General features: G+C 69.4%; 22 protein-coding genes. 4 read left to right on the forward strand and 18 right to left on the reverse strand.

Features of this window, described 5'->3' with window-relative positions:
• Nucleotides 1-45: 45 nt before the first annotated feature.
• The 7 genes from ABD235_RS35480 to dacB form a co-directional block, all read right to left on the reverse strand.
• Nucleotides 46-1,197: a S1 family peptidase gene (locus ABD235_RS35480; RefSeq protein ID WP_344182266.1), complete on the reverse strand. Its 1,152-nt coding sequence runs from the start codon at nt 1,195-1,197 to the stop codon at nt 46-48.
• 226 nt (nt 1,198-1,423) lie between these two features.
• A complete protein-coding gene (gene folE, locus ABD235_RS35485; RefSeq protein WP_344182267.1) occupies nt 1,424-1,996 on the reverse strand; it encodes a GTP cyclohydrolase I FolE in 573 nt (190 codons plus the stop codon).
• Nucleotides 1,997-2,000: 4 nt separating this feature from the next.
• Nucleotides 2,001-4,028: an ATP-dependent zinc metalloprotease FtsH gene (ftsH, locus tag ABD235_RS35490; RefSeq protein ID WP_344182268.1), complete on the reverse strand. Its 2,028-nt coding sequence runs from the start codon at nt 4,026-4,028 to the stop codon at nt 2,001-2,003.
• A 180-nt stretch (nt 4,029-4,208) separates the two neighbouring features.
• Nucleotides 4,209-4,760 (reverse strand): hypoxanthine phosphoribosyltransferase, encoded by a 552-nt coding sequence (gene hpt / locus ABD235_RS35495; RefSeq protein WP_344182270.1) that lies wholly within the window; start codon nt 4,758-4,760, stop codon nt 4,209-4,211.
• A 4-nt stretch (nt 4,761-4,764) separates the two neighbouring features.
• Nucleotides 4,765-5,769 (reverse strand): tRNA lysidine(34) synthetase TilS, encoded by a 1,005-nt coding sequence (gene tilS / locus ABD235_RS35500; protein WP_344182272.1) that lies wholly within the window; start codon nt 5,767-5,769, stop codon nt 4,765-4,767.
• A gap of 31 nt (nt 5,770-5,800) precedes the next feature.
• Nucleotides 5,801-6,895, reverse strand: a complete 1,095-nt coding sequence (locus tag ABD235_RS35505; RefSeq protein ID WP_344182274.1) for a zinc-dependent metalloprotease — start codon at nt 6,893-6,895, stop codon at nt 5,801-5,803.
• Nucleotides 6,896-6,931: 36 nt separating this feature from the next.
• A complete protein-coding gene (gene dacB, locus ABD235_RS35510) occupies nt 6,932-8,302 on the reverse strand; it encodes a D-alanyl-D-alanine carboxypeptidase/D-alanyl-D-alanine endopeptidase (protein ID WP_344182276.1) in 1,371 nt (456 codons plus the stop codon).
• Between the two features lie 50 nt (nt 8,303-8,352).
• On the opposite strand from dacB, the gene ABD235_RS35515 reads away from it, so the two are divergent.
• Entirely contained in the window at nt 8,353-8,841 is a 489-nt protein-coding gene (locus ABD235_RS35515) for an inorganic diphosphatase (RefSeq protein WP_344182278.1), read from the forward strand.
• A gap of 122 nt (nt 8,842-8,963) precedes the next feature.
• Here ABD235_RS35515 and ABD235_RS35520 read toward each other — a convergent pair whose 3' ends face one another.
• The 5 genes from ABD235_RS35520 to ABD235_RS35540 all read right to left on the reverse strand — a co-directional run bounded on the left by ABD235_RS35520 (nt 8,964) and on the right by ABD235_RS35540 (nt 13,913).
• A complete protein-coding gene (locus ABD235_RS35520) occupies nt 8,964-9,302 on the reverse strand; it encodes a helix-turn-helix domain-containing protein (RefSeq protein WP_344182279.1) in 339 nt (112 codons plus the stop codon).
• Nucleotides 9,303-9,962: 660 nt separating this feature from the next.
• A complete protein-coding gene (locus tag ABD235_RS35525) occupies nt 9,963-10,142 on the reverse strand; it encodes a hypothetical protein (RefSeq protein ID WP_344182281.1) in 180 nt (59 codons plus the stop codon).
• A 108-nt stretch (nt 10,143-10,250) separates the two neighbouring features.
• The gene (locus ABD235_RS35530; protein WP_344182283.1) at nt 10,251-11,549 is read right to left on the reverse strand and encodes a C40 family peptidase; all 1,299 of its coding nucleotides are present in this window, start codon (nt 11,547-11,549) and stop codon (nt 10,251-10,253) included.
• A 368-nt stretch (nt 11,550-11,917) separates the two neighbouring features.
• Complete coding sequence (locus ABD235_RS35535) at nt 11,918-12,736, reverse strand: endonuclease/exonuclease/phosphatase family protein (RefSeq protein WP_344182285.1); 819 nt, start codon at nt 12,734-12,736, stop codon at nt 11,918-11,920.
• A gap of 94 nt (nt 12,737-12,830) precedes the next feature.
• On the reverse strand, nt 12,831-13,913 hold the full coding sequence (locus tag ABD235_RS35540; protein ID WP_344182287.1) for a beta propeller repeat protein: 1,083 nt from the start codon (nt 13,911-13,913) through the stop codon (nt 12,831-12,833).
• A 103-nt stretch (nt 13,914-14,016) separates the two neighbouring features.
• Between ABD235_RS35540 and ABD235_RS35545 the strand changes: the two genes are divergently transcribed.
• Entirely contained in the window at nt 14,017-14,916 is a 900-nt protein-coding gene (locus ABD235_RS35545) for a bile acid:sodium symporter family protein (protein WP_344182289.1), read from the forward strand.
• A 2-nt stretch (nt 14,917-14,918) separates the two neighbouring features.
• Here ABD235_RS35545 and ABD235_RS35550 read toward each other — a convergent pair whose 3' ends face one another.
• Nucleotides 14,919-16,220, reverse strand: coding sequence for a ThuA domain-containing protein (locus ABD235_RS35550; protein ID WP_344182291.1), 1,302 nt, complete (start codon nt 16,218-16,220; stop codon nt 14,919-14,921).
• Nucleotides 16,221-16,257: 37 nt separating this feature from the next.
• Nucleotides 16,258-17,130, reverse strand: coding sequence for a helix-turn-helix transcriptional regulator (locus ABD235_RS35555; protein WP_344182293.1), 873 nt, complete (start codon nt 17,128-17,130; stop codon nt 16,258-16,260).
• A gap of 100 nt (nt 17,131-17,230) precedes the next feature.
• Between ABD235_RS35555 and ABD235_RS35560 the strand changes: the two genes are divergently transcribed.
• Nucleotides 17,231-17,974 (forward strand): SDR family oxidoreductase, encoded by a 744-nt coding sequence (locus ABD235_RS35560; protein WP_344182295.1) that lies wholly within the window; start codon nt 17,231-17,233, stop codon nt 17,972-17,974.
• On the opposite strand, the gene ABD235_RS35565 is transcribed toward ABD235_RS35560, so the two are convergent.
• The 4 genes from ABD235_RS35565 to ABD235_RS35580 all read right to left on the reverse strand — a co-directional run bounded on the left by ABD235_RS35565 (nt 17,971) and on the right by ABD235_RS35580 (nt 21,131).
• On the reverse strand, nt 17,971-18,270 hold the full coding sequence (locus ABD235_RS35565) for a thiamine-binding protein (RefSeq protein WP_344182297.1): 300 nt from the start codon (nt 18,268-18,270) through the stop codon (nt 17,971-17,973). The two genes, ABD235_RS35560 and ABD235_RS35565, sit on opposite strands and share 4 nt — an antisense overlap.
• Nucleotides 18,271-18,306: 36 nt before the next feature.
• Complete coding sequence (locus ABD235_RS35570; protein WP_344182299.1) at nt 18,307-19,914, reverse strand: MDR family MFS transporter; 1,608 nt, start codon at nt 19,912-19,914, stop codon at nt 18,307-18,309.
• Nucleotides 19,911-20,567: an acyl-CoA-like ligand-binding transcription factor gene (locus ABD235_RS35575; RefSeq protein ID WP_344182301.1), complete on the reverse strand. Its 657-nt coding sequence runs from the start codon at nt 20,565-20,567 to the stop codon at nt 19,911-19,913. The genes ABD235_RS35570 and ABD235_RS35575 overlap by 4 nt, the downstream gene beginning before the upstream one ends.
• A 75-nt stretch (nt 20,568-20,642) precedes the next feature.
• A complete protein-coding gene (locus ABD235_RS35580; protein ID WP_344182303.1) occupies nt 20,643-21,131 on the reverse strand; it encodes a MarR family winged helix-turn-helix transcriptional regulator in 489 nt (162 codons plus the stop codon).
• Between ABD235_RS35580 and ABD235_RS35585 the strand changes: the two genes are divergently transcribed.
• Nucleotides 21,112-22,425 carry a glycosyltransferase gene (locus ABD235_RS35585; protein ID WP_344182305.1) on the forward strand — a complete coding sequence of 438 codons (1,314 nt, stop codon included), beginning with the start codon at nt 21,112-21,114 and terminating at the stop codon, nt 22,423-22,425. The genes ABD235_RS35580 and ABD235_RS35585 overlap by 20 nt on opposite strands.
• The last annotated feature ends 3 nt before the right edge of the window (nt 22,426-22,428 follow it).

Here is a 22,428-nt window from a genome sequence, read left to right on the forward strand (position 1 = left end):
TAGGTACCAGGCCCCCATCAACTCCCGAGCGCCTGCCGGGGGTCGCTAACCCAGTACCAATGAGGCGCCACTAGCGGACAGCGCCTCACCGATCGGTTGTGAGTAGGACTCGTTGGACTGGCCGCGCTTCTGCAGGCACTCGCCGCGGATCAGCGCCGCACCGCTGGTGATGCCGAGCGCGTAGCTGCCGGTCAGGTTGGGCCCGCCGGAGTCGCCGGTCTGGACGCAGGCCGTGTGCTGGTACAGGCCCTTGACGATCTTGTCGTCGCCGTAGTTGACGGTCACGTTCTTGGCCACCACGCGGCCGCAGGACCAGCGGGTGGTCTTGCCGGACTTGCAGACCGAGGCGCCGACGGTCGGGTTCGCGGTGCCCTGGATCCGGATGTCGTTGTCGTTCCAGCGCTCGACCTCGCCGCGCAGGTCCCAGCCGTCGATCACCTTGACGGTGCCGAAGTCGTTGCCCGGGTAGCTGGAGCTGCGGGTGTCGCCGAGGACGTAGCCGTTGCGGGAGAACGACGGCCGGCCCGCCGTGCAGTGCCCGGCGGTCAGGAAGATCCGGCTGCCGTCGTCGGCGCGGGCGTTGAAGCCCAGCGAGCATGTGTAGCCGGTGTTCTTGTCGACCTGTACGCCGCCGCGCAGACCGAAGTCGTCAGAGGTCGGCGTGATCGCGCCCGGCGAGGTGCGGATCGTGACACGGCCGCCCTTGGCCTCGGCGCGGCGCAGGAAGCGCTGCGTGCGCAGGTCCTTGGCGCCATCGGGCACGGTGACGACCACCGTGCCGCTGATCGGGTCGACGTACCAGGACTTCACCTGGCCGGCGGTGGAGCTCGTGGCCAGCTTGTCGAGGTCACGCTGGACCGACTGGAGCTGCTTCGCGGTGTACTCGACCAGGTGCGGGATCGCTCCGGCCGCCCGGACCAGCTCCGCGGTCGCCTCGTCGGAGACGGCGACCACCAGCTCGCCGGTGTCGTCCAGGTAGCTGCCGACGATCCGGGACCCCAGCTGGGCCTCCACCGCGTCGGCCTTCAGAATTCCCTGCTGCTGCAGCACGTCGACGTCCTGCGTCCCGACCGTGCTGCCCGTCCCCGCCTGTCCCGCGCGGGATTCCGCCTGCGCACCGTTCGCCGCGATCAGTCCCGCCGCTGTGAGAGCGACGATCCCAGCCACCGCGGCGCCGACCCGGCAACGCCCTGACATACGTTCCTCCTCACAAGGCGCCCCCCGATCGGACCGCCACTACGGAACGTATGCGTTCGACCACGGAAAGTCCATGGGAAACAGCCTCTGATTTCTCAACGACCTTCAACCCACCGGGGCTACGGGGCAGGCCGAATCGAAGCGCGCAGGCGATCGCCAGGCAGGGGTGAGGGGAGAAGAGCAAGGCCCGGAGAGCGCGAGGCGAGCGCTCGGCGTACGACGGCGGTCAGCCGACGATCAGGCTCATGGCTTCGGCGCGGGTGGAGGGGTTGCGGAGCTGGCCGCGGACGGCGGACGTGATGGTCTTGGCGCCCGGCTTGCGGACTCCGCGCATGGTCATGCAGAGGTGCTCGCACTCGATCACCACGATGACGCCGCGGGGCTTGAGGATCTCCACCAGGGACTCCGCGACCTGCGTGGTCAGCCGCTCCTGGACCTGGGGGCGTTTGGCGTACACGTCGACCAGGCGGGCCAGCTTGGACAGGCCGGTGATGCGGCCGTCGGGGCCGGGGATGTAGCCGACGTGCGCGACCCCGGTGAACGGGACCAGGTGGTGCTCGCACATCGACCACACCTCGATGTCCTTGACCAGGATCATCTCGTCGTGGCCCAGGTCGAACGTCGTGGTCAGCACGTCCGTCGCGGTGAGCCCCAGCCCGGCGGTGATCTCCGCGTACGAGCGGGCCACCCGGGCCGGGGTCTCCTTCAGTCCTTCGCGGTCCGGGTCCTCACCGATGGCGATCAGCAGTTCGCGGACCGCTCGCTCGGCCCGCTCGTGGTCGAACGTCGGTGAGGTCATCGGATCATTCTGCCGGAGGGGTCGGGCCGCCGCCGTAGTTCGGGCCGTGCGCCGCCTCGTCCGGGCCGACCGAACCACCGGGGATGACGTCCTGCAGCGAGCCGTTGTGCTCGGGCCGCGGCAGCGGCTTCACCGGCGGCTGCTCCGACGGCACCCGGGTCGCCGAACCGGTCCAGGCCGGCCGCAGCTCGCGCTTGTGCACCGGCGCGAAGACCTTGGCGATCTCCGCCTTGTCGAGGGTCTCCTTCTCCAGCAGCTCCTCGACCAGGTGGTCGAGCACCGCGCGGTTCTCGGCCAGGATGTCGAAGGCCTCCTGGTGCGCGTTCAGGATCAGCTTGCCGACCTCCTCGTCGACCGCCGCGGCGATCTCCTCGGAGTAGTTGCGCTGGCTGCCCAGGTCGCGGCCCAGGAACGGCTCACCGGAGTCCTGGCCGAACTTGATCGCGCCGAGCCGCTCGGTCATGCCGTACTGCGTGACCATCGCGCGGGCCAGGGCGGTCGCCTTCTCGATGTCGTTGCTCGCGCCCGTGGTCGGGTCGTGGAACACCATCTCCTCGGCGGCGCGGCCACCGAGCATGTAGGCCAGCTTGTCGAGCATCTCCGACCGGGTGGTCGAGTACTTGTCCTCGTCCGGCAGCACCATCGTGTACCCCAGCGCGCGACCGCGCGGCAGGATCGTCACCTTGTGCACCGGGTCGGAGTGCGGCAGCGCGGCGGCGACCAGGGCGTGCCCGCCCTCGTGGTACGCCGTCAGCACCTTCTCCTTGTCCGACATCAGCCGGGTCCGGCGCTGCGGACCGGCGATCACGCGGTCGATCGCCTCGTCCAGCGCGTTCTTGTCGATCTGCTGCTTGTTCAGCCGGGCGGTCAGCAGGGCCGCCTCGTTCAGCACGTTGGCCAGGTCGGCACCGGTGAAGCCCGGCGTCCGGCGGGCGACCGCGGTCAGGTCCGCGTCCTCGGCCATCGGCTTGCCCCGGGCGTGGACCTTCAGGATCTTGTCGCGTCCCGGCAGGTCCGGCGCGTCGACCGGGATCTGCCGGTCGAAGCGGCCCGGCCGCAGCAGCGCCGGGTCGAGCACGTCCGGCCGGTTCGTCGCGGCGATCAGGATCACACCGCCGCGGACGTCGAAGCCGTCCATCTCGACCAGCAGCTGGTTCAGCGTCTGCTCGCGCTCGTCGTGGCCACCGCCGAGGCCCGCGCCACGGTGCCGGCCGACGGCGTCGATCTCGTCGATGAAGATGATCGCCGGGGCGTTGGTCTTGGCCTGCTCGAACAGGTCGCGGACCCGGGAGGCACCGACACCGACGAACATCTCGACGAAGTCCGAGCCGGAGATCGAGTAGAACGGGACGCCGGCCTCACCGGCGACCGCGCGGGCCAGCAGCGTCTTGCCCGTACCGGGCTGGCCGTACAGCAGGACGCCCTTCGGGATCTTGGCGCCGACCGCCTGGAACTTGCCCGGCTCCTGGAGGAACTCCTTGATCTCGCCGAGCTCCTCGATCGCCTCGTCGGCCCCGGCCACGTCCGCGAAGGTCGTCTTCGGGGTGTCCTTGGTGACCAGCTTGGCCTTCGACTTGGCGAAGCTCATCACCCGCGAGCCGCCACCCTGCATCGAGTTCATCAAGAAGATGAACACCACGGCGATCAGCAGGAACGGGATCAGCGTCGAGAAGACCTGGCCGATGAAGCTCGGCTTGGGGTTCTCCACGTCGTACCGCTCGATCTTGCCCTGCTGGAACAGCGTCTGCAGCGACGTACCGAGCGTGTTGGCCTGGCCGTCGACCCAGTGCGCCCGCACCTTGGTGCCGTCGGTCTTCTCGACCCGGATCTCCTGGTCGGGGTCGATCAGCGTGACCGACTTGATCGACTTGTCCGACGAGGTGGTGGCCTGCTGGATCAGCTGTACGACCTGGCCGGTGGGCTCGGTCTTGTACCCGGTCGAGCCGGTCAGGAGCTGCCCGATCACCAGCACGCCCAGGAAGGCGACGACGATCCAGAACAGGGGTCCGCGGAAGATGCGCTTCACGTCCATGATCGAGGCTCGAGCCCCGTCCCTCCTAGCTCAGCAGGCCCGGGTATAAGGGCCTTCGACGGTAACACCAGTCCAAGTGTCTCGTGTCGCACAAGACAACACACCACGAGGGTCACCTGACGACGGTACGGTCCGTTGTACAGGCTGTCACCAAGTCCCGCCCGGAGGGCCCTGCCGGGCTCAGGAGTAGACGTGCGGCGCCAGCGTCGCGACGCAGCGCAGGTTGCGGTACTTCTCGGCGTAGTCGAGGCCGTAGCCGACCACGAACTCGTCGGGGATGTCGAAGCCGACGTACTTGACCGGGACCGCCATCTTGGCCGCGTCGGGCTTGCGGAACGCGGTGCAGATCTCCACCGAGGCCGGCTTGCGCGACTGCAGGTTGCTGACCAGCCAGGTCAGCGTCAGCCCGGTGTCGATGATGTCCTCGACGATCAGCACGTGCCGGTTGCTGATGTCGGTGTCCAGGTCCTTGAGGATCCGGACCACGCCGGAGGATTTGGTGCCCGAGCCGTACGACGTGACGGCCATCCAGTCCATCTCCACGTGCCGGCTGAACGAGCGGGCCAGGTCGGCCATCACCATCACCGCGCCCTTGAGGACACCGACCACCAGCAGGTCCTTGCCCTCGTAGTCCGCCTCGATCCGCAGCGCCAGCTCCTTGAGCTTGGCCAGGATCTCCTCCTCGGTATGGAGGATCTCGGTCAGGTCCTTCTCGATGTCCGAAGCGTCCACGACGTTAGCCTGACACACCCCGCGCCAGATGGATGAATCCGCCTCGGCGGATCGCCCGGACGGCTTGTGGCAGGTCGATCCAGCGCTGCCCGCGCCAGTCGGTGATCAGGGCGTCGACGGCGGCGACGTGCCCGGCGGTGAGGTCGGTGGCCTGGCAGCCGGCCTCGAGCGCGGCCTGGCGCAGGGCGCGGGTCCGGATCGCCTGGGGCTCGGCGGCGAGCACGGCGATGTCGCAGACCACGTCCTCCTCCGTACGGCGTACTGCCGTCTCGGCGAGGTCCGCCGCCAGTGCGTCGAGCGCATCGGCGTCAGCCCGGAGCAGACCGGCGGTCCGGGCCAGCGCCTCGGTCACCCCAGGGCCCAGCGCCTCCTCGATGACCGGCAGCACCTCGTGCCGTACGCGCACTCTCTTGTACTGCGGGTCGTCGTTGTGCGGGTCGTGCCACGGCCGGAGCCCGGAGGCGACGCAGGCAGCGGCCGTCGCTGCCCGCGGAACCTCCAGCAGCGGCCGCCTGAGCAGTCCGGCGACAGGAGCCATCCCGGCAAGGGACCGCGCACCAGAGCCCCGGGCCAACCCGAGCAGCACCGTCTCCGCCTGGTCGTCGCGCGTGTGAGCCAGCAGTACGACGTCCGCGGCGAACGCGTCGGCAGCGTCGCGCAGCGCGTTGTACCGCGCTGTCCGCGCCGCGCCCTCAGGGCCGCCCTCACCGCCTACCTCGACCGGCCGCACCTCGACCGGGTCGAGCCCGAGCGACCGGCACTGCTCAGCGGCCACATGCGCCACCTGGGCCGAGTCGGCCTGCAGTCCGTGGTCCACGATCACCGCACCGGCCCGCAGCCCCAGCTTCGGCGCCTCGAACGCCGTGGCGGCCGCCAGCGCCAGCGAGTCCGCCCCACCGGAGCAGGCGACAAGCACAGTCGTCCCCTGCGGCAGGTCGGCGAGCCCGGTGCGGACAGCCTCACGGACCCGCGCTACGGCAGGGTGCAGCCGGCCACGCCGCTCCGCCACCAACTCCTCCGCCGAACTCCCGCCGGCCGACTCAGCCGTGGAGTCTGGAGATCCAGGCATCCGGGGTGGCGATCTCGTTCTTGGTGGGCAGCGTGTTGGGGCCGGTCCAGACCTTGTTGAAGCCCTCCATGCCGACGCGGTCGACCACGCGGCGGACGAAGGCCGCGCCGTCCTGGTACTGCCGCAGCTTGGCGTCCAGGCCGAGCAGCTTCTTGAGCAGCTGGTCCACCGGGTTCCCGCCGGAGCGCCGGGAGCTGAACTTGGACCGGATCGTCTCCACGGTCGGGATGACCGACGGGCCGACCCCGTCCATCACGAAGTCCGCGTGGCCCTCCAGCAGCGACATCACCGCGGTCAGCCGGTCCAGGACGGCCCGCTGCTCCGGCGACTGCATCAGGTCGACCAGGCTCAGCTCGGCCTCGCCCTTCACCGACCGGCCGAGCCGCTGCACGGCCTCGCGGAACATCGCCGCGTACGCCGACGCGTCCAGCTCGGCCTGGTCCAGGAACAGCGCGATCTCCGACCGCAGGTGGTCCCGCAGCCACGGCACCGCGGTGAACTGCACCCGGTGGGTCTCCTCGTGCAGGCAGACCCACAGCCGGAAGTCCCGCGGTACGACGCCCAACTCCTTCTCGACGTGCATGACGTTCGGTGCGACCAGCAGCAGCCGGCCGGTCAGGCCAGGGCGGGCAGAGTCGGGCTCGGCCGGGTAGAACGGGTCGAACTGACCCAGCACCCGGGAGGAGAGGAAGGCGAGCAGCGCACCGGCCTCGATCGCGGTGACCCGGGAGCCGACCGCGGACGACAGCCCACCGGACTTCTCCTGCTTCTCCCGCAGCTTGTCGGCCAGTGGCGCCAGCACGGTCTTGAACCCGTCGGCGTTGGCCTGCACCCAGCCCGGCCGGTCGACGATCACCACCGGAGCCGTGGCCGACGTGGCCTGCAGCCCGGTGAAGTCCCGGACGTGGTGCTCGGACTCGGCAGCGAACTGCCGCAGCTCGGCGACCACCTGGTCCGCCTCGGCGCGACTGACCACCGGTCCCGGACGCAGCAGCTTCCGGGCCACACCGGTCGCCAGTTGCCAGTCGACCATCTCGGCCGTGGTCCCACCTTCAGCCGTACTCATATCCCGACCCTAGTGGCATGTTCCAACATGCGCTTCCTAAACAGCGCACCCACACGTCGCCAGAGCGGCAACTGCTCGATCCAGAGCAGCTCTCGCCTCCAACGGCTTGTCAGCCGGTACGGCGTCAGTAGCCACCGCGAACACCAGCAACGACCCAGTCCTCGTACGAACCAAGCCGGCCAGCGAGTGCACCCCGGTCAGCGTCCCCGTCTTGGCTCGCACCAGTCCGGTCCCACCCGCCGTACCGGGCCCGGCGAACCTCTTCTCAAGGCTGCCCGTGAACCCCGCCACCGGCAGCCCGCTGATCAGGTGCCGCAACTCCGGGCGAGCCACCGCCACCCGGACTGCCCCGGCGAGCACGTCGAGCGGAACCTGGTTCGTCCGCGACAGCCCGCTGCCGTCCTCGATCCGCGCCTTGCTCACGTTCAGCCCGAGCTTGGTCAGCGTCTCCCGCAGCCCCTTGAGCCCACCGGCGTACGAGCCACCGTTGCCGGTCGCGATCCCGACGTGCCGCAGCAGCACCTCGGCGCCGTCGTTGTCGCTGTGCAGGTTCACGTACTCGACGATGTCGCCCAGCGGAGCCGACCGGACCTCACCCGTCCGCTCCGCGGTCTTCGGAGCGGTCACCGGCTTCACGCTGGGTGCGACCTTGATCCCGGCAGCCCGGAGCAGTGTTGCGAACGACGCGGCGGCCGCGGCGGCCGGCGAGGCGGCCCGCTTCGCCATCCCGAGGCTGACCCGGCCCTCGTTCACCCAGAGCGCCGAGGTCGGGGCGGCGATGCCCTCGGGGATGTAGTTGGCCTCCCACTTGGCGTTGGCCGCCGGGCCGGCGAACAGCGACGCGTCGTACCCGAGGGTGACCGCGGCGACCCCCTGCTCGCGCAGCGACTTCGCCGTACTGGTCGCGAGGTCCTGCAACGTGGCCCGGACCGGGAAGTCGAGCGGGTCCTTGGACCGCTTGACGGTCAGCAACGGGTCGCCGCCACCGACCAGGACCAGCGAGGTCCCGCTCAGCACGGTCGACGTGGTGAACCAGTGGTCCGGCCCGAGCGTCTCCAGCGCCGACACGGTGGTCAGCAGCTTCAGCGTGGACGCCGGGACGTACGGACGCGTCGTACCGACCGAGTAGAGCGTCTTGTTCCGGGAGGCGTCGAACACCGTCGCGCCGTAGTGCTTGCCGAGCGACGGGTCGGCCAGTGCGGCCGCCATCGCCTTCTGCACCCCGGCCGTCGTGGGCACGACACCCTCGGCCTTCGCCGGCGCCAGTACGGCGGGAGCAGCCATACCACCTGCGCCAGTGGTCGCAGCCTGCGACGACGCGGGCACCGCCTGCGCGCCGCTGACCAGTCCGGCGAGCGCCGCACCAGCCGCCAGCGTGACGAACACCGCACGGGGAGGACGGGCCACCAGGCTGCTCCTGTCATTGGGAGGGTCCGAACCGTGACAGTATCTGCCGTATGGAGTTCGACGTCTTCATCGAGATCCCCAAGGGCACCCGCAACAAGTACGAGCTGGACCACAAGACCAACCGGCTGCGGCTCGACCGCACCCTGTTCACGGCCACTCAGTACCCCTCCGACTACGGGTTCATCGAGGACACCCTCGGTCAGGACGGCGACCCCCTGGACGCGCTCGTGCTGCTGACCGAGCCGACCTTCCCGGGCTGCCTGATCCGCGCCCGGGCGATCGGCATGTTCCGGATGACCGACGAGAAGGGCCCGGACGACAAGGTCCTCTGCGTCCCGGCCGGCGACCCGCGCCAGGAGCACCTGCGCGACATCCACCACGTGCCGGAGTTCGACCGGCTCGAGATCCAGCACTTCTTCGAGGTCTACAAGGACCTGGAGCCGGGCAAGTCGGTCGAGGGCGCCAGCTGGGTCGGCCGCGCCGACGCCGAGGCCGAGGTCACCGCGTCCTTCGAGCGTCTGAAGACCGAGCACCACTGAGCCCGCGGGACACCGCGAAAGACCTCCGCTGAGCAGTCAGCGGAGGTCATTGGTGTACGCCGGAGGAACCGGCCGGAGCTCGCCCGCAGCTGGTACGCCGGCGACCGTCCGCGCCGGAGCGCCTAGCCCACCGGCGGCTGCTCCTCGCGCCGTTCGCGCATCTCCTCGTTGATCCGGAGTGCCTCGGCGAGCTGGTCCTCCAAGATGATGATTCGGCAGGCGGCCTCGAGCGCCGTGCCCTGGTCGACCAGCTCACGGGCGCGCGCGGCCAGCCGCAACTGGTAGCGGGAGTAGCGGCGATGGCCGCCCTCGGACCGCTGCGGCGTGATCAGCTTCGCTTCGTCGAGGCTGCGCAGGAAGCCGGGCGTCGTACCGAGCATCTCGGCCGCCCGGCCCATCGTGTAGGCGGGATAGTCGTCGTCGTCGAAATGGGCCGGCCCGGTGGTCTGGGCTGAACTCATGGATGTCTCCGGTTGTGCTGCTGGGATCATCGAACTCCATGTCGAAGGGCCCCGGTGCCGAAGCACCGGGGCCCGCAGGTTGGATTTTGCCACCATCTACCGGCCGTCAGGGCCGGTCTGGAACTTCCGCGGCACGCCAGATGAAGGCCGTGACCGCGTGGATCGCTGACTGCGTAACCGAAGACCACCTTCTTCCGATGGAACTACGGCACCCGCCCGGCGAACTACTGGCACTGGCGGGCGATCCGACGGTGAATCCATCCTCCTTACCTCGTGAACAACTGACTGCAACTGCAACTGCTGGTACTGCAACTGCTGGTACTGCACCAACTGGTACTGCTGTACGGAACTGCAACTGACTACGTACTGCACTACTACTCACTACAACAACCAACTGCGCACTGCGATTACTGCTCTTCGCCCAAGCCGCGGACCTCTTGCAACCACTGGCCCGGCGACCCTGATCGAAGCCTGGCGCGAAACCCGAGCCCTTCCACTGATCGGCCCGGCGGAGTCCGCCGTCGTGCTGTCGGACAGAACATCAGCTGTCCACGTCAGCTTCGCTTTGTTTCTCTCTCAACACGAGGAACATTACCCCGGTCGATCCCCAATGTCTAATCCCGCCACCACAGATTTTGCACGGATCTCACAGGAGATCCGCTACCAGCCGATCAGCGAGTACGACGGGGTCTGGCGGCGCTCGGATTCAGGCTCGGGGGTCGCCGGCTCCGGGCGGGTCTCGCCGCCGGGGCAGGTGGCTGCCTCCTGCTTGGGTGCCGCGGGCGAACGGCGGCGGGTGAGTACCGCGGCGAGGCGGGTGCGGTTGCGGGTCGGGATCATCAGCTACCACCGTTCTGCTGGGCATCGGCTCAGGTTCGGTGTCAGGGGCGGGCTGACGGGTGAGCTGCGGCGGCCGGGACAATGCGCCGCCGCAGCGGATCGAGGGAGCTAGGGGCGACCGAAGAAGTCCGGGTCTTCCCAGTAGTAGACGCTGTCGATGGTGACCGGACGGCCAGGCCGCGGCGCGTGCACCATCCGGCCGCCGCCCAGGTACATCGCGACGTGGAAGATCGTGCCCGGGTCGCTCGCGTTCTCGCCCCAGAAGATCAGGTCGCCGGGCCGCAGCTCGTCCTCGGAGATGTGCCGCACCTGCTCGTACTGCGCGACGCTGTAGTGCGGCAGGTCGACACCGGCCTTCTTCCAGGCCTTCATGGTCAGGCCGGAGCAGTCCCACGAGTCCGGACCAGCAGCGGCCCACACGTACGGCTCACCGAGCTGGGACAGCGCGAACGCGACCGCGGCCGCCGCGCCCTTGCGGTTCGGGGTGTTGCCGCCGCCGTTGCCCGGCCGCTCGATCTTCGGCTTCGGCTTCTTCTTCGGCGGCTTGGTGCCGTGCTTCTCGGCTTCCTCCCGCTCCTCGCGGTCCTTCCGCGCCTGCTCGGCCGCGGCCTCGGCCCGGGCGGCCGCCGCCTCGGCCCGCTCGGCGGCCTCCTTGGCGGCGATCCGCTTCCGGAGCTCCTCGGCCTTCTTCGCGGCGAGTGCGGCGGCTCGCTGGCGCGCAAGCTCCTCGAGTCCCCGCTGCCGCTGGTCGGCCACCTGGTACGACGTACTGCGCAAGGCTGCGAGCTGGGTGATCTGCTGCTTGCGCTGAGCACCGATCGCGGCGACGGCCGACGCCTGGTTCGCCTCGGCCGCCTCGGCGGCCTTCTTCGCCTTGGCCGCCTCGTCGGTCGCGGCCTGCACCTTGGTGACGGCCTGGTCGGCCTGCACCTTGAACGCGTTGCTGACCACCTGGGTCGCGGTGAACCGCAGGTACGAGCCCTGCATCGCCTGCGACACCGAGCGTGCCGCACCGGCCGAGTCGAGCAGCTGCTGCGGCCCGTCGGCACTCAGCAGCGGGCCGAGCTGCGCGAGGTCGCCACCACCTTGGTACGACGCCGCGGCGAACCGGCCGATCCGGCGACGCTGCTCGGCGAGCGTCCGGGCCGCCTTCTGCGCCCGGGCCGCGGCCGCGGCGGCGTCGGTCTTGGCCTTGGTCAGGCGGTAGACCGCGCCGTTGTACTTCTCGGCGGCGATGCCGGTCTCCCGGCCGAGCTGCTCGAGCCGGGCGTTCGCGCCGGCGAGCTGCTGCTCGATCGCGGCGACCTGCGCGGCCTTGTCGGCGGCGGCCTGCTTCGCCGCGTCCACCTGGGACTGCGACGGGATGACCGGAGGGTCGGCCTGGGCCGGCACGGTGATCAGGGCCATGGAACCGGTCAAACAGACCGCGAGCACCCCGGAGAGCAAAGCCCTGCCGGTCTTCCCAGTGCCCACGACCCGCCTGCCGGACGTAACCCCCGAGGGCGTCCGCATCGGGTACTTCCTTCCGCCGGTCGCGAACTCCTTCCCCAGAGTTCGCGATCTTTTGGTCCTTCTGGACCACATACGTGACACTAGTTGCCTTCAGCCCCATTGGGAACAGTTTTCACACGAATAACTTTGTTGCACCTGCGTGTCGGCTTGACAAACTACAAGCTTGTAATTCACGCGCCCTGATTTTGGTAGCCGTCAGCAACCGCTTGCCCAAGCAACGAAAAAGGTGCCCTCCGCAAGCGGAGGGCACCTTGGTACAGCTGCTAGCGAAGGGTGAAGCCGGCAACCACCGGCAGGTGGTCCGAGGCCAAGGTCACCGGCACCGTTGCCGAGGTCGGACGCAGGCCCGCGTTGTGCAGCAGGAAGTCGATGCGCTTGGTCGGATTCCCGGCCTCGATCGTGTAGCCGGGCCCCTTGCCGACCTGCGGCCAGGTGTCGGCCAGGACCGCCGTGAGGGTCTTGATCTCCGGCGACGTGTCGACCGCGTTCAGGTCCCCGACCAGCAGGGTCGGCTTCTTCGACGCCCCGAGCAGCTCGACCACCTTCTTCGCCTGCTCGAGCCGCTCGGCGTTGTTGTTGCTGGTCAGGTGCGTGTTCGCGAACCGCAGCTCCTGCCCGCGGACCTTCAGCGTCGCGACGGCCAGGCCGCGCTGCTCGCCGGTCGGGTAGAGCGGCAGCAGCGTGTTGGTGAAGTCCTTGATCGGGAAGCGCGACAGCACCGCCGTCCCGTACTGCCGGCGCGGCTCACCGGCGTTCACCGGCGGCAGGTCGAGGTTCGGCGCGAACCGGTAGTGCATCTTCAGCCGCTTGGCCAGCCACGCGGCCTGGTCGACCCAGTTGCTCCGGGCGTCCCAGTGGTTGTCGACCTCCTGCAGCCCGACGACGTTCGCGCCGGAGGACTCGATCACCTTCGCGATCCGCTCGAGGTCGAGCACGCCGTCGACGCCGGCGGCGTGGTGGATGTTGTAGGTGATCACCGTCAGCGTCCGGTCGTCCTGCCGCGGACTCGCCGCGGCGGCGGTCGGCAGCACCATCAGCAGTCCCGCGGCAGCGGCGAGCAGACTCTTGGGAAGAATGCGCATGACCTCAATCCTGGCCGAACCGAGGCGACCCCGGTACGACGTCCGAGTGTCGCCGAGCTGAACAAAGCCGAGCCGAACCGGCAGGTGGAACGAATCACCGGCCGAGCGTCAGCCGCCCGACCGCACCCTTGGCACCCGACGCCCAGCATCCCGCCTGACGCCCGCGCCCGGCGCACTCCACGCTGTCGAAGTTCGCGTCCGAGAACTGCGTCCAGTGGTGCCCGCCGTCCAGCGACACGTCACTCCCCGACGGCCCGACCGCAACGACCGTCGCCAAAGAACCCGGCACGAAGGCCGACCCGCTGCGGTACCCCTTCGGCGCCTGTGCGGCCGGGATCAGCCGCCAGCTGCGCCCACCGTCGTACGTCACCGACGCGGCGCGGACGGCCTCGGTCGGCTTCTCGAAGTCGCCGCCCAGCGCGACGCCGTACAGCGGTCCACGGAAGGCGAGCGTGAAGATCCCCGCCGCCGCGCCGCTGGCCATCGGCGAATCGGTGACCTTCCAGGTCCGGCCGCCGTCGGAGGTCCGGAACACCCGCGGCCGGTCGGCGCCACCGGTCGCGAACCACGCCGTACGACCGGCGCCGGCGACCAGGCATGTGCCGGAAGCGGCGAACGCGAACTCACCGGGCAGCGCCGCCGGCATCCCGGCCGACGACTGGACCTGCCACGACCTGCCGCCGTCCGACGTCCCGGCGATCCGGAACTTGCCGTCGACCGGGTCGCTCAGCGCGAGCCCGTGCCGGGAGTCGTTGAAGTCCAGGCAGTCGTAGAACGCGGTCGGCTCGGCGTTCCGGAAGGTCTCGGTCCAGTGCTTGCCACCGTCCGCGGTCCGGTAGACCCGCGAGTCCTCCCCCGGCCCGATCGCCAGTACGACGGCCCGCCGCGCGTCGAACGCCTCGACGTCGCGGAACAGCAGTGTCTCCGCGCCGGCCGGGCTCACGTTCTCCCACTTCTTCCCGCCGTCGACGGTGCGCAGCACCTGCCCGGCGCTACCCGCGACCCAGGCGACGTCCTTGTTCACCGCCGCCAGCCCGCGGAACTGCGACGCGCTCCCGGTCGGCGTCAGCTCCCACTGGTACGTCGGCCGATGGCCACCGGCCTGGGCCGGGGTCGTGATCATCGAGGCAGCGAGCAGAACTCCGGCCGCGAGCGCGGCGATGCGCAGGGTCTTCATGACCGAGAAAGCTAGTACAAGCCCCGGGCGAGCACGAGCCCTTGCCGCCGTCGCAGGCCCGCTGTCACTCTGAGCACCCGCCAGAAGCCGCAGGAGGCAGACGTTGAACGACTCCGTGCTCACCTCGGTGCTGCTGCCGATCGCCCTCGCCGTGATCATGTTCGGCCTCGGCCTCACCCTCACGGTCAAGGACTTCACCCGGGTGCTGCGGATGCCGCGCGCCGTACTGGTTGCCCTGGGCACCCAGGTCGTGCTGCTGCCGATCATCTGCTTCGGCCTGGTCAAGGTCTTCGGCCTGGCCCCGGCGCTGGCCGTCGGCATGATGCTGCTGGTCGCCTCGCCCGGCGGTACGACGGCCAACCTGTTCAGCCACCTGGCCGGCGGCGACGTCGCCCTCAACGTCACGCTGACCGCCGTGAACTCGGTGCTGGCGGTGATCACCCTGCCGATCGTGGTCAACCTGTCGCTGAACCACTTCCTCGGCGACGGCCAGATCGGCCTGCAGCCGGCCAAGATGCTGCAGGTGTTCGCGATCGTGCTGGTCCCGGTCGGCATCGGCATGCTCGTCCGCGGCCGCAGACCGGCGTTCGCCGACCGGATGGCCCGACCGGTCAAGCTCGGCTCGATCCTCGTGCTGGCGCTGGTCATCTTCGCGGCGATCTTCACCGAACGCGACAACGTGCTGGACTACCTGGTCGAGGTCGGCCTGATCGCCCTGCTGCTCAACGTGATCAGCCTGGCCGTCGGGTACGTCGTACCGAAGCTGACCGGTCTGGCCGAGCGCCAGTCGATCGCCTGCTCGATGGAGATCGGCATCCACAACGCCACGCTCGCGCTGACGATCGCGCTCAGCCCGTCCCTGCTCGGCAACAGCGAGATGTCCATCCCGGTCGCCGTCTACGGCATCGTGATGTTCTTCCCCACCGCCGCCTTCGCCTACTATCTCAGCCGCCGCAGCGCCCGCCCGGGCAGCGAGGTGCTCCCCGGACGAGCGACGGCGTAGTACTAGGCGAGCTTGAACGACTGGGCTGCTGAGCCGTTGCAGGTCAGTTGGACCAGTTGGACCGAGTCGGCGGTGGAGCTGCCAGGGACGGTCAGGCACTTGCTGCTGTGCCGGCTGACGAAGTGGAAGTAGCCGTCGCCCTCGGCAACCGCCTGCCACTGCTGGTTGTTGCCGTTGCTGTAGGTCCACAGCTGCAGGCCGGCGTTGTCGGCCAGGGAGACATTGGTGACGTCGACGACCTTGGTGGCGTCGTTGCGGTTGTTGATTCGGACGAACCCGTCCGAGGTCGGCTGGAACTGGTACTGCTGCGCGGCCGAGGCGTTGCAGGTGTACTGCTGCACGACCGTGCCGTTCGCCGTCCCGGCGGCGCGGGCATCGACGCACTTGCTCGTCGCCTTGTTCGTGGCGGTGTACCAGGTGGTCGGCTCGGGCTGACCGGTCGGCGGGTCGACCGGTGGGGTGCCGCCGCCACCCAGCCACTTCAGCGAGTCCATCACGAAGGTGTTCTGGGCCGCGCTGTCGAAGGTCGACGACAGCCGGGTGTTGGTCTCGTAGTTCATCGCGTTGTGGCCGAAGTTGGCGTAGACCATCTTGAAGTTCTTGTTCGACCAGACGATCGGGTGGTAGCCGGAGTACCAGGTCTGGTTCGGGTCCGTGCCGACCGGGTAGCTGCCCGGGTCGATCGCGGCCAGGATCTGGATGTTCGCGTTGGTGCGCAGGTCGTTCTGCCAGCCGTACCACTCACTGACCGACGACCGGAACGTCGCACCCGTGTTCACCAACGCGGGGTGCGTCCGGTTCTCCGTGCGCAGGTTCACCGCGGTCGGTCCCCAGGTGTTGGTCTGGAACCGGCCGGTGCCGAGGAAGGTCTGGTAGTACCACGGCCAGGCCGCCGTCTGGGCGTCGTTGTACGCCGAGACGTGGAAGCCGAACCAGCCGCCGCCGTTCTCCATGTAGCGCTGGAAACCGGACCGCTGCGACGCCCCGGTCGGCGCGCCGTCGAGGAACATCACCACCTGGTACTGCGACGCGGTGATGGTGTTCAGCCGGTTCCAGTCGGTCGTGGCCGTGTAGGTGAAGCCGTTCTGCGCGCCGAACTGCGGGAACCGCTGGTTGGCCTCCTTGACGAAGTCGATGTGTGCGGCGTCCCAGTTGCCGTTGTAGAAGGCCAGCACGTTGAAGGTCGCCTGGAGCTGCTGCTCCGGCTGGGTCTTGGCCTGGGCGACGGGCACCGAGGCGAGCACCAGGAAGCCCACGATCAGGGCCAGGATTCTGGGCAGGGCGAAGCGTCGGACGAAAGGCATGGGGGCGGTCCTTTCCGAGGAAAATTCGAGACTTAAACTAACTTTCAGTTTTAGTCTCGACAAGCCCTTTCCAGAAGTTTCCTTCGTTACTCCCCAGCACGGTCAGCAGGCGCAGCCGCTCGTCGCTCTCGCTGCCGGGCGCCGCGGTGAACACCACCAGCGTCTGCTGCTGGTCCCGGTTGTCGATCACCTCGCAGTACAGCTCGAGCTCGCCGACCACCGGGTGGTCGAACAGCTTCGTCCGGCTGTGCACGACGCCGACCTCGTGCCGCTCCCACAGGCCGGTGAACTCCGGACTGAGCTTGTGCAGCGCCCGCACCATCGAGGCGGCGTACGACTTCGGCCCGTCGGCGGTGACCACCGAGCGGAGCATCGAGACCAGCATCCGGCCGTGGTTCGTCCGGTCCGGCTCGCGGTACAGCGTCCGCGACTCCGGGTGGGCGAACCAGCGGTAGATCTCGCTGCGCTCCATCCCCTCGTAGTTGGTCTGCTCACCCGCGAAGGCGACGTGCGCCGGAGTCTGCGCGAGCGCCTCCCCGCACCGGTTGATCAGCAGCGCGGGCGTGTCCTGCAACCGGTCCATGATCCGCAGCATGCCCGGGTCGACGTGGCAGGCCCGCGTCGTCCGCGGCGGCGTCCCGTGCCCGGCGAGCACGAACAGGTGGTCGCGCTCCTCCAGCGTCAGCCGCAGCGCGCGGGCGATCGCGCCGAGCATCTCGACCGACGGTTGGGGCCCTCGGCCCCCTTCGAGGCGGCTGTAGTAGTCGGTCGACATCGACGCGAGCGAGGCGACCTCCTCGCGGCGCAGTCCCGGCGTCCGACGACGCCGGCCGCGGGGCATCCCGACATCCTCGGGTTGCAGGGCTTCCCGGCGCTTGCGCAGGAAGTCGGACAGTTCGCCGTACTCCATGACCCCAGGTTCTCAGGCCGGTCCAGCGCTATCCACTGCTTGCCGAGCAGTGGCTGGGCTCAGCCTGGTTACCGCGCTCCGGCCGCCCGAGGCTGGAGCCATGAAAACGACAGGCAACACGATCTTCATGACCGGCGGTACCTCGGGCATCGGCCTCGGACTGGCCCGCAGGTTCCGCGACCTCGGCAACACCGTGATCATCAGCGGCCGGCGCAAGGACCTGCTCGACCGGCTCGCCGCCGAGGAGGGGTTCGGCACGATCGAGCTGGACGTCGCCGACCCGGCGTCGATCGCTTCGGCGTACGACACCGTGCGGACGACGTACCCGGCGACGAACGTGCTGATCACGATGGCCGGCGTCATGCGCGGCGAGGACCTGCGCGACCCGGCGCACCTCGCGGCGGCCGAGCAGACGATCGAGATCAACCTGCTCGGCACGATCCGCACCATCACCGCGTTCCTGCCGATGCTGGAGCACCGGCCGGACGCGGCGATCGTCACGGTGTCGTCCGGTCTGGCGTTCACACCGCTGGTCCTGACGCCGACGTACAGCGCGACGAAGGCCGCCGTGCACAGCTACACCGAGAGTCTGCGCGCCCAGCTCACCGGGACCGGCGTCCAGGTGATCGAGCTCGTACCGCCCGCGGTCCAGACGAACCTGTTCGAGGGCCAGGACCCCGACCCGACGTGGATGCCTTTGGAGGAGTACCTCGACGAGTCGGTCCAGCTGTTCACCGACCAGCCCGAGGCCCGGGAGATCCTGGTCGAGCGGGTCAAGTTCCTGCGCAACTCCGAGCTGGAGAACCGGTACGACGAAACGTTCGCGGCCCTCAACACGCACTAGTCGCCGAGGGCTTGCTCCAGGCGCTCGACCTTGGCGGTCAGCTGGCCGGTGTACCCGGGCCGGATGTCGGCCTTGAGCACCAGGCTGACCCGCGGTGAGACCGCGGCGACGGCGTCCACGGCCTGCTTGACCACCGCCATCACCTCGTCCCACTCGCCCTCGAGATTGGTGAACATCGCGTTGGTCTCGTTCGGCAGGCCGGAGGCGCGGACGACGCGGATCGCCTCGGCGACCGCCTCGCTCACGCCACCGGTCTCGTCCCCGGCGGCCGGGCTGATACTGAAGGCAACGATCATGCCCTCAAGTCAACCAGCCCGGCCCGGACCCGAGGATCAGACGTCGTCCTGCACGACCTTCTCGCGGGCCTCCTCGGCCGCGCGCCGCTCGGCGCCGCTGGTGGTCATCAGCGGCTTCTCCTTGATGAACAGCACCGCGACCAGCGCCAGCACCGCGAACGGCACCGACATCATGAACAGGTCCGCGGTCGCCGCGCCGTACGCGTTCTCGACGACGGTCCGGGCCTGCTCGGGCAGCTCGGCGATGTTCGGCACCGCGCCGCTGCCACCGGACGAGGCACCGCCCGGGTTCAGCGTCTCGGTGACCTTGTTGGCCAGGATCGCGCCCAGCACGCTGACGCCGATCGTGCCGCCCATGCTGCGGAAGAAGCTGACCGCCGAGGTGGCCGCACCGAGCTCACGCGCCGGTACGTCGTTCTGCGCGGCGAGCACCAGGTTCTGCATCACCAGGCCGATGCCGACGCCGAGCACGATCATGAACGCCCACAGCAGGTACTTCGAGGTGTGCGCGTCGATCGTGCCGAACAGCCCGAGGCCGATCGGCAGCAGCACGCTGCCGACGACCAGGTAGATCTTCCACTTGCCGTACTTGGTGATCAGCCCACCGGCGATGGTCGAGGCGACCATCATGCCGAGGATCATCGGCAGGCTCATCAGGCCGGCCTTGGTCGGCGAGTAGCCCTGGGCGATCTGGAAGTACTGCGCCAGGAACACCGAGCCGCCGAACATCGCCACGCCGACCAGCGCGCTGGCCACGATCGACAGCGTCACCGTGCGGTTGCGGAACAGGTCCATCGGGATGATCGGCTCGGGGTGCTTGCGCTCGACCATCACCGCGGCCACCAGCGCCGCCAGCGCGACGCCGACGAGCAGGAAGCTCCAGCCCGAGACCCACTCGAACTTGTTGCCGGCGAACGATGACCAGACCAGCAGTGTGCTCACGCCCGCGGTGATCAGGAACGCGCCCCACCAGTCGATCTTCACGTCCCGGCGGACCGTCGGCAGCTTCAGCGTGCGCTGCAGCAGGACGATCGCGGCGAGCACGAACGGCACACCGACCAGGAAGCAGGCCCGCCAGCCCAGCGGCGAGTCGACCAGGAAGCCGCCGAGCAGCGGCCCACCGACGGTCGCCGAGGCGAAGATCGCGCCGAAGATGCCGGAGTACCGGCCGAGCTCGCGCGGCGGGATGATCGCGGCCATCACGATCTGGACCAGCGCGGTCAGACCGCCGGCGCCCAGGCCCTGCAGCACCCGGCTGCCGAGCAGCACCTCGATGTTCGGCGCGAAGCCGGCCACCAGCGAGCCGATCACGAAGAAGCCCAGCGACAGCTGGACCAGCAGCTTGTTGTTGTAGAGGTCGGCGAGCTTGCCCCACAACGGCACCGTCGCCGTCATCGTCAGCAGCTCGAGCGTGACGACCCAGGTGTACGACGACTGGCTCGCTCCCAGGTCGTGGATGATCCGCGGCAGCGCGGTCGACACCACGGTGCCGGCCAGGATCGCCACGAACATGCCCATCATCAGGCCGGAGATGGCCTGCACGGTCTGCCGCGGGGTGAGCGCCGCCACCTCGGCGGCCGCCACCTCCGGCGGGGTGACCTCGCCCGCCGGGTCGGCCGGGGTGGGCGAAGAGGTCGTTGTCATGACTGACCTTCCTGATCTCGTGAAAGAACGTCTTTGTCGTACGCGGGATCCAGACCGTCGGCGAGCAGGGCGAACGCCTGGTCGACCAGCGCGGTCAGGTCGGGCACCTCGTGCTCGCCCGCAAGCTTCTGCTTCTCCGCCGCGACCCGGACGGCGGTGGTGACGGTGCCGACCAGCAGCGCCGGCTTGAGCGACGTCGGCGGCTCACCCATCCGCTCGGCGAGCGCCGCGGACAGCGCCCGCTCGTCCTCGGCGCTGAGCAGGACGAACTGCGCCAGCAGCGCCGGCGACCGCCCGATCAGCTCGAACCGCTGCTTGGCGTCGCCGGCGTTGTCGCCGAAGTCGGCCAGGGCCTGGTTGACCAGCACCCGCAGCATCGTCAACGGCGACTGCTCCGGCGGCGCCTCGCGCAACCGGGTCAGTGAGCGCTCGAGGTCCTCCGGGTCGCGCCCGAGGATCGCATGCTCCTTGTGCGGGAAGTAGTTGAAGAAGGTCCGCACGGACACGTCCGCCGCTTCGCTGATCTCCTCGACCGTGACGTTGTCCGGCCCCTTCTCCACCGCCAGCCGCAGCGCCGCGGCCGCCAGCGCCAGCCGCGTCTCCCGCTTCTTGCGCTCGCGCCGGCCACCGGCCGCGACGTCCTCGGTCTGCATCACACCGACCATGGTCGCGCGAACTTGCAGTCACTGCAAACTATTTACCACTGCAATCTTGCAGTCACGCACTCACTACGCTTCGTGCTCATCCAGTCGTTTGAAGACCCGGTCGGCCAGCGCGCAGAAGGTTTCGAGCTCCCGAGGACTCAGGTCGCCGAACCAGTCCGCGACGGCAGCGAAGTCCGACTCGTCGCGGCGCCGCCAGTAGGCCGCGCCGGTCGACGTTGCCGCCAGCAACTTCCTGCGCTTGTCGGCCGGGTCCGGCCGCACCTCGAGCAGGTCCTTGCGGACCAGGGCGGCGACGATCTGCGCGACGTTCTGGTGGGTGCTGCCCAACGCGGCCGCCGCTTCGGCGATCGACGGCGTACCGGCTCCCTTGACCACGGTGATCAGTGCCGCCTGCTGAGTGGTGAGGCCGTCTTCGCGCAACCGCTTGTCCATCGCGTGCCGCAGCTTCTGGGCCAGCGCCAGCGTGGTCCGGAACGCGCGCGCCGGCGGGTCGAGCTCGGAGTCCGGGCCGATGCCGAGCAGATCCAGGGTCTTGCTCTTCGGTGACGACATAGGCAATATATTACCTATTCTGCTCGAGGAGGCCACCATGATCTGCCTGCTGCCGCACTGCGCCTACCTGTCCGAGACCTCGCGGATGCTGGAGCTGTACCGAGCGCTGACCGCGCTCGGCGTTCCGGTCCGGGTCGCCACCCACGGCGGCCCGCACGAGCGGCGCCTGGTCGAGGCCGGCGTTCCGTACGACGTACTCGGTCCCGGCTTCTCTCCGGCCAGGTCCGCGGCCTTCGTGGCGTCGGCGATCGGGCTCGGCGATCCCGGCCAGAGCATGTACGACGACCAGGAGCTGCGCACCTACGTCCAGGCCGAGGCCGAGTACTTCCGCGCCCACGGGATCACCGTCGCGGTCACCGGCTTCACCCTCACGACCCTGCTGTCGTCGCGGCTGACCGGCGTCCAGGTGATCACCGAGCACGCGGGCAGTTTCGTCCCGCCGGTGTTCGAGCGACGGATGGTGCCGAGCCCGAGCCGGCCGATCAGCCGCCGACTCGAGCGCCTGCCGAGATGGCTGCGCCGGTACGCCGTCAACAAGACCATGCACCGGCTCCCGGCGTACACCACCGGCTTCAACCGGGTCGCCGCCGAGCTCGGCGTCGAGGAGATCCCGAGCCTCCCGGCGTTGCTGCTCGGCGACCTGTCGCTGGTCCCGGAGATCCCCGAGGTCCTCGGCATCCCGACCGCCGACCTCGAAGCGTGGCGCCCTCGCCGCGGCTACCGGACCAGCTCGCGCCTCACCTCGGTCGGCCCGCTCTACGCCCACCTCGACATCCCGATCCCCTCACCCGTCGAGAAGTTCCTCAGCGGCGAGGGTCCGACGATCTACGTCGCGATGACCTCGACCCCGCCGGCACTGGTTCGCGAGGCGGTCGAAGCCCTCCAACCTCTCGGGACGCGCATCCTCGTCGCCGGCACCGTCCACGACCTCCAGGACCTGGAGTCGGCACAGGTCTGCGTCGCGGGCACTCTGCCCAGCCATCTCGTCATGCCGCGCGTGGACCTCGCTGTCACCACCGCCGGCCAGGGCAGCACGCAGACGGCGATGGCGTCCGGCTGCCCGTTGCTCGGCATCCCCTTGCACCTCGAGCAGGACCTCAACATCAGCCTGCTCGAACGCCTCGGCGCCGCCCGCCACGTCGCTCCGCCGGACCTCGACCAGCTCGCCGCCACGGCCACCACGATGCTCGGCGACTCCGCCTACCTGGTCGCGGCCGAACGCGTCCAGAAGCTGTACGCCGCGGTCGACGGTCCGGCCCAGGCCGCCCGGGTCGTCGCCGGCCGAGCGGCCTGAGCT

The sequence above is a fragment of the Kribbella lupini genome, assembly GCF_039529595.1.
Classification (GTDB): Bacteria; Actinomycetota; Actinomycetes; order Propionibacteriales; family Kribbellaceae; genus Kribbella; species Kribbella lupini.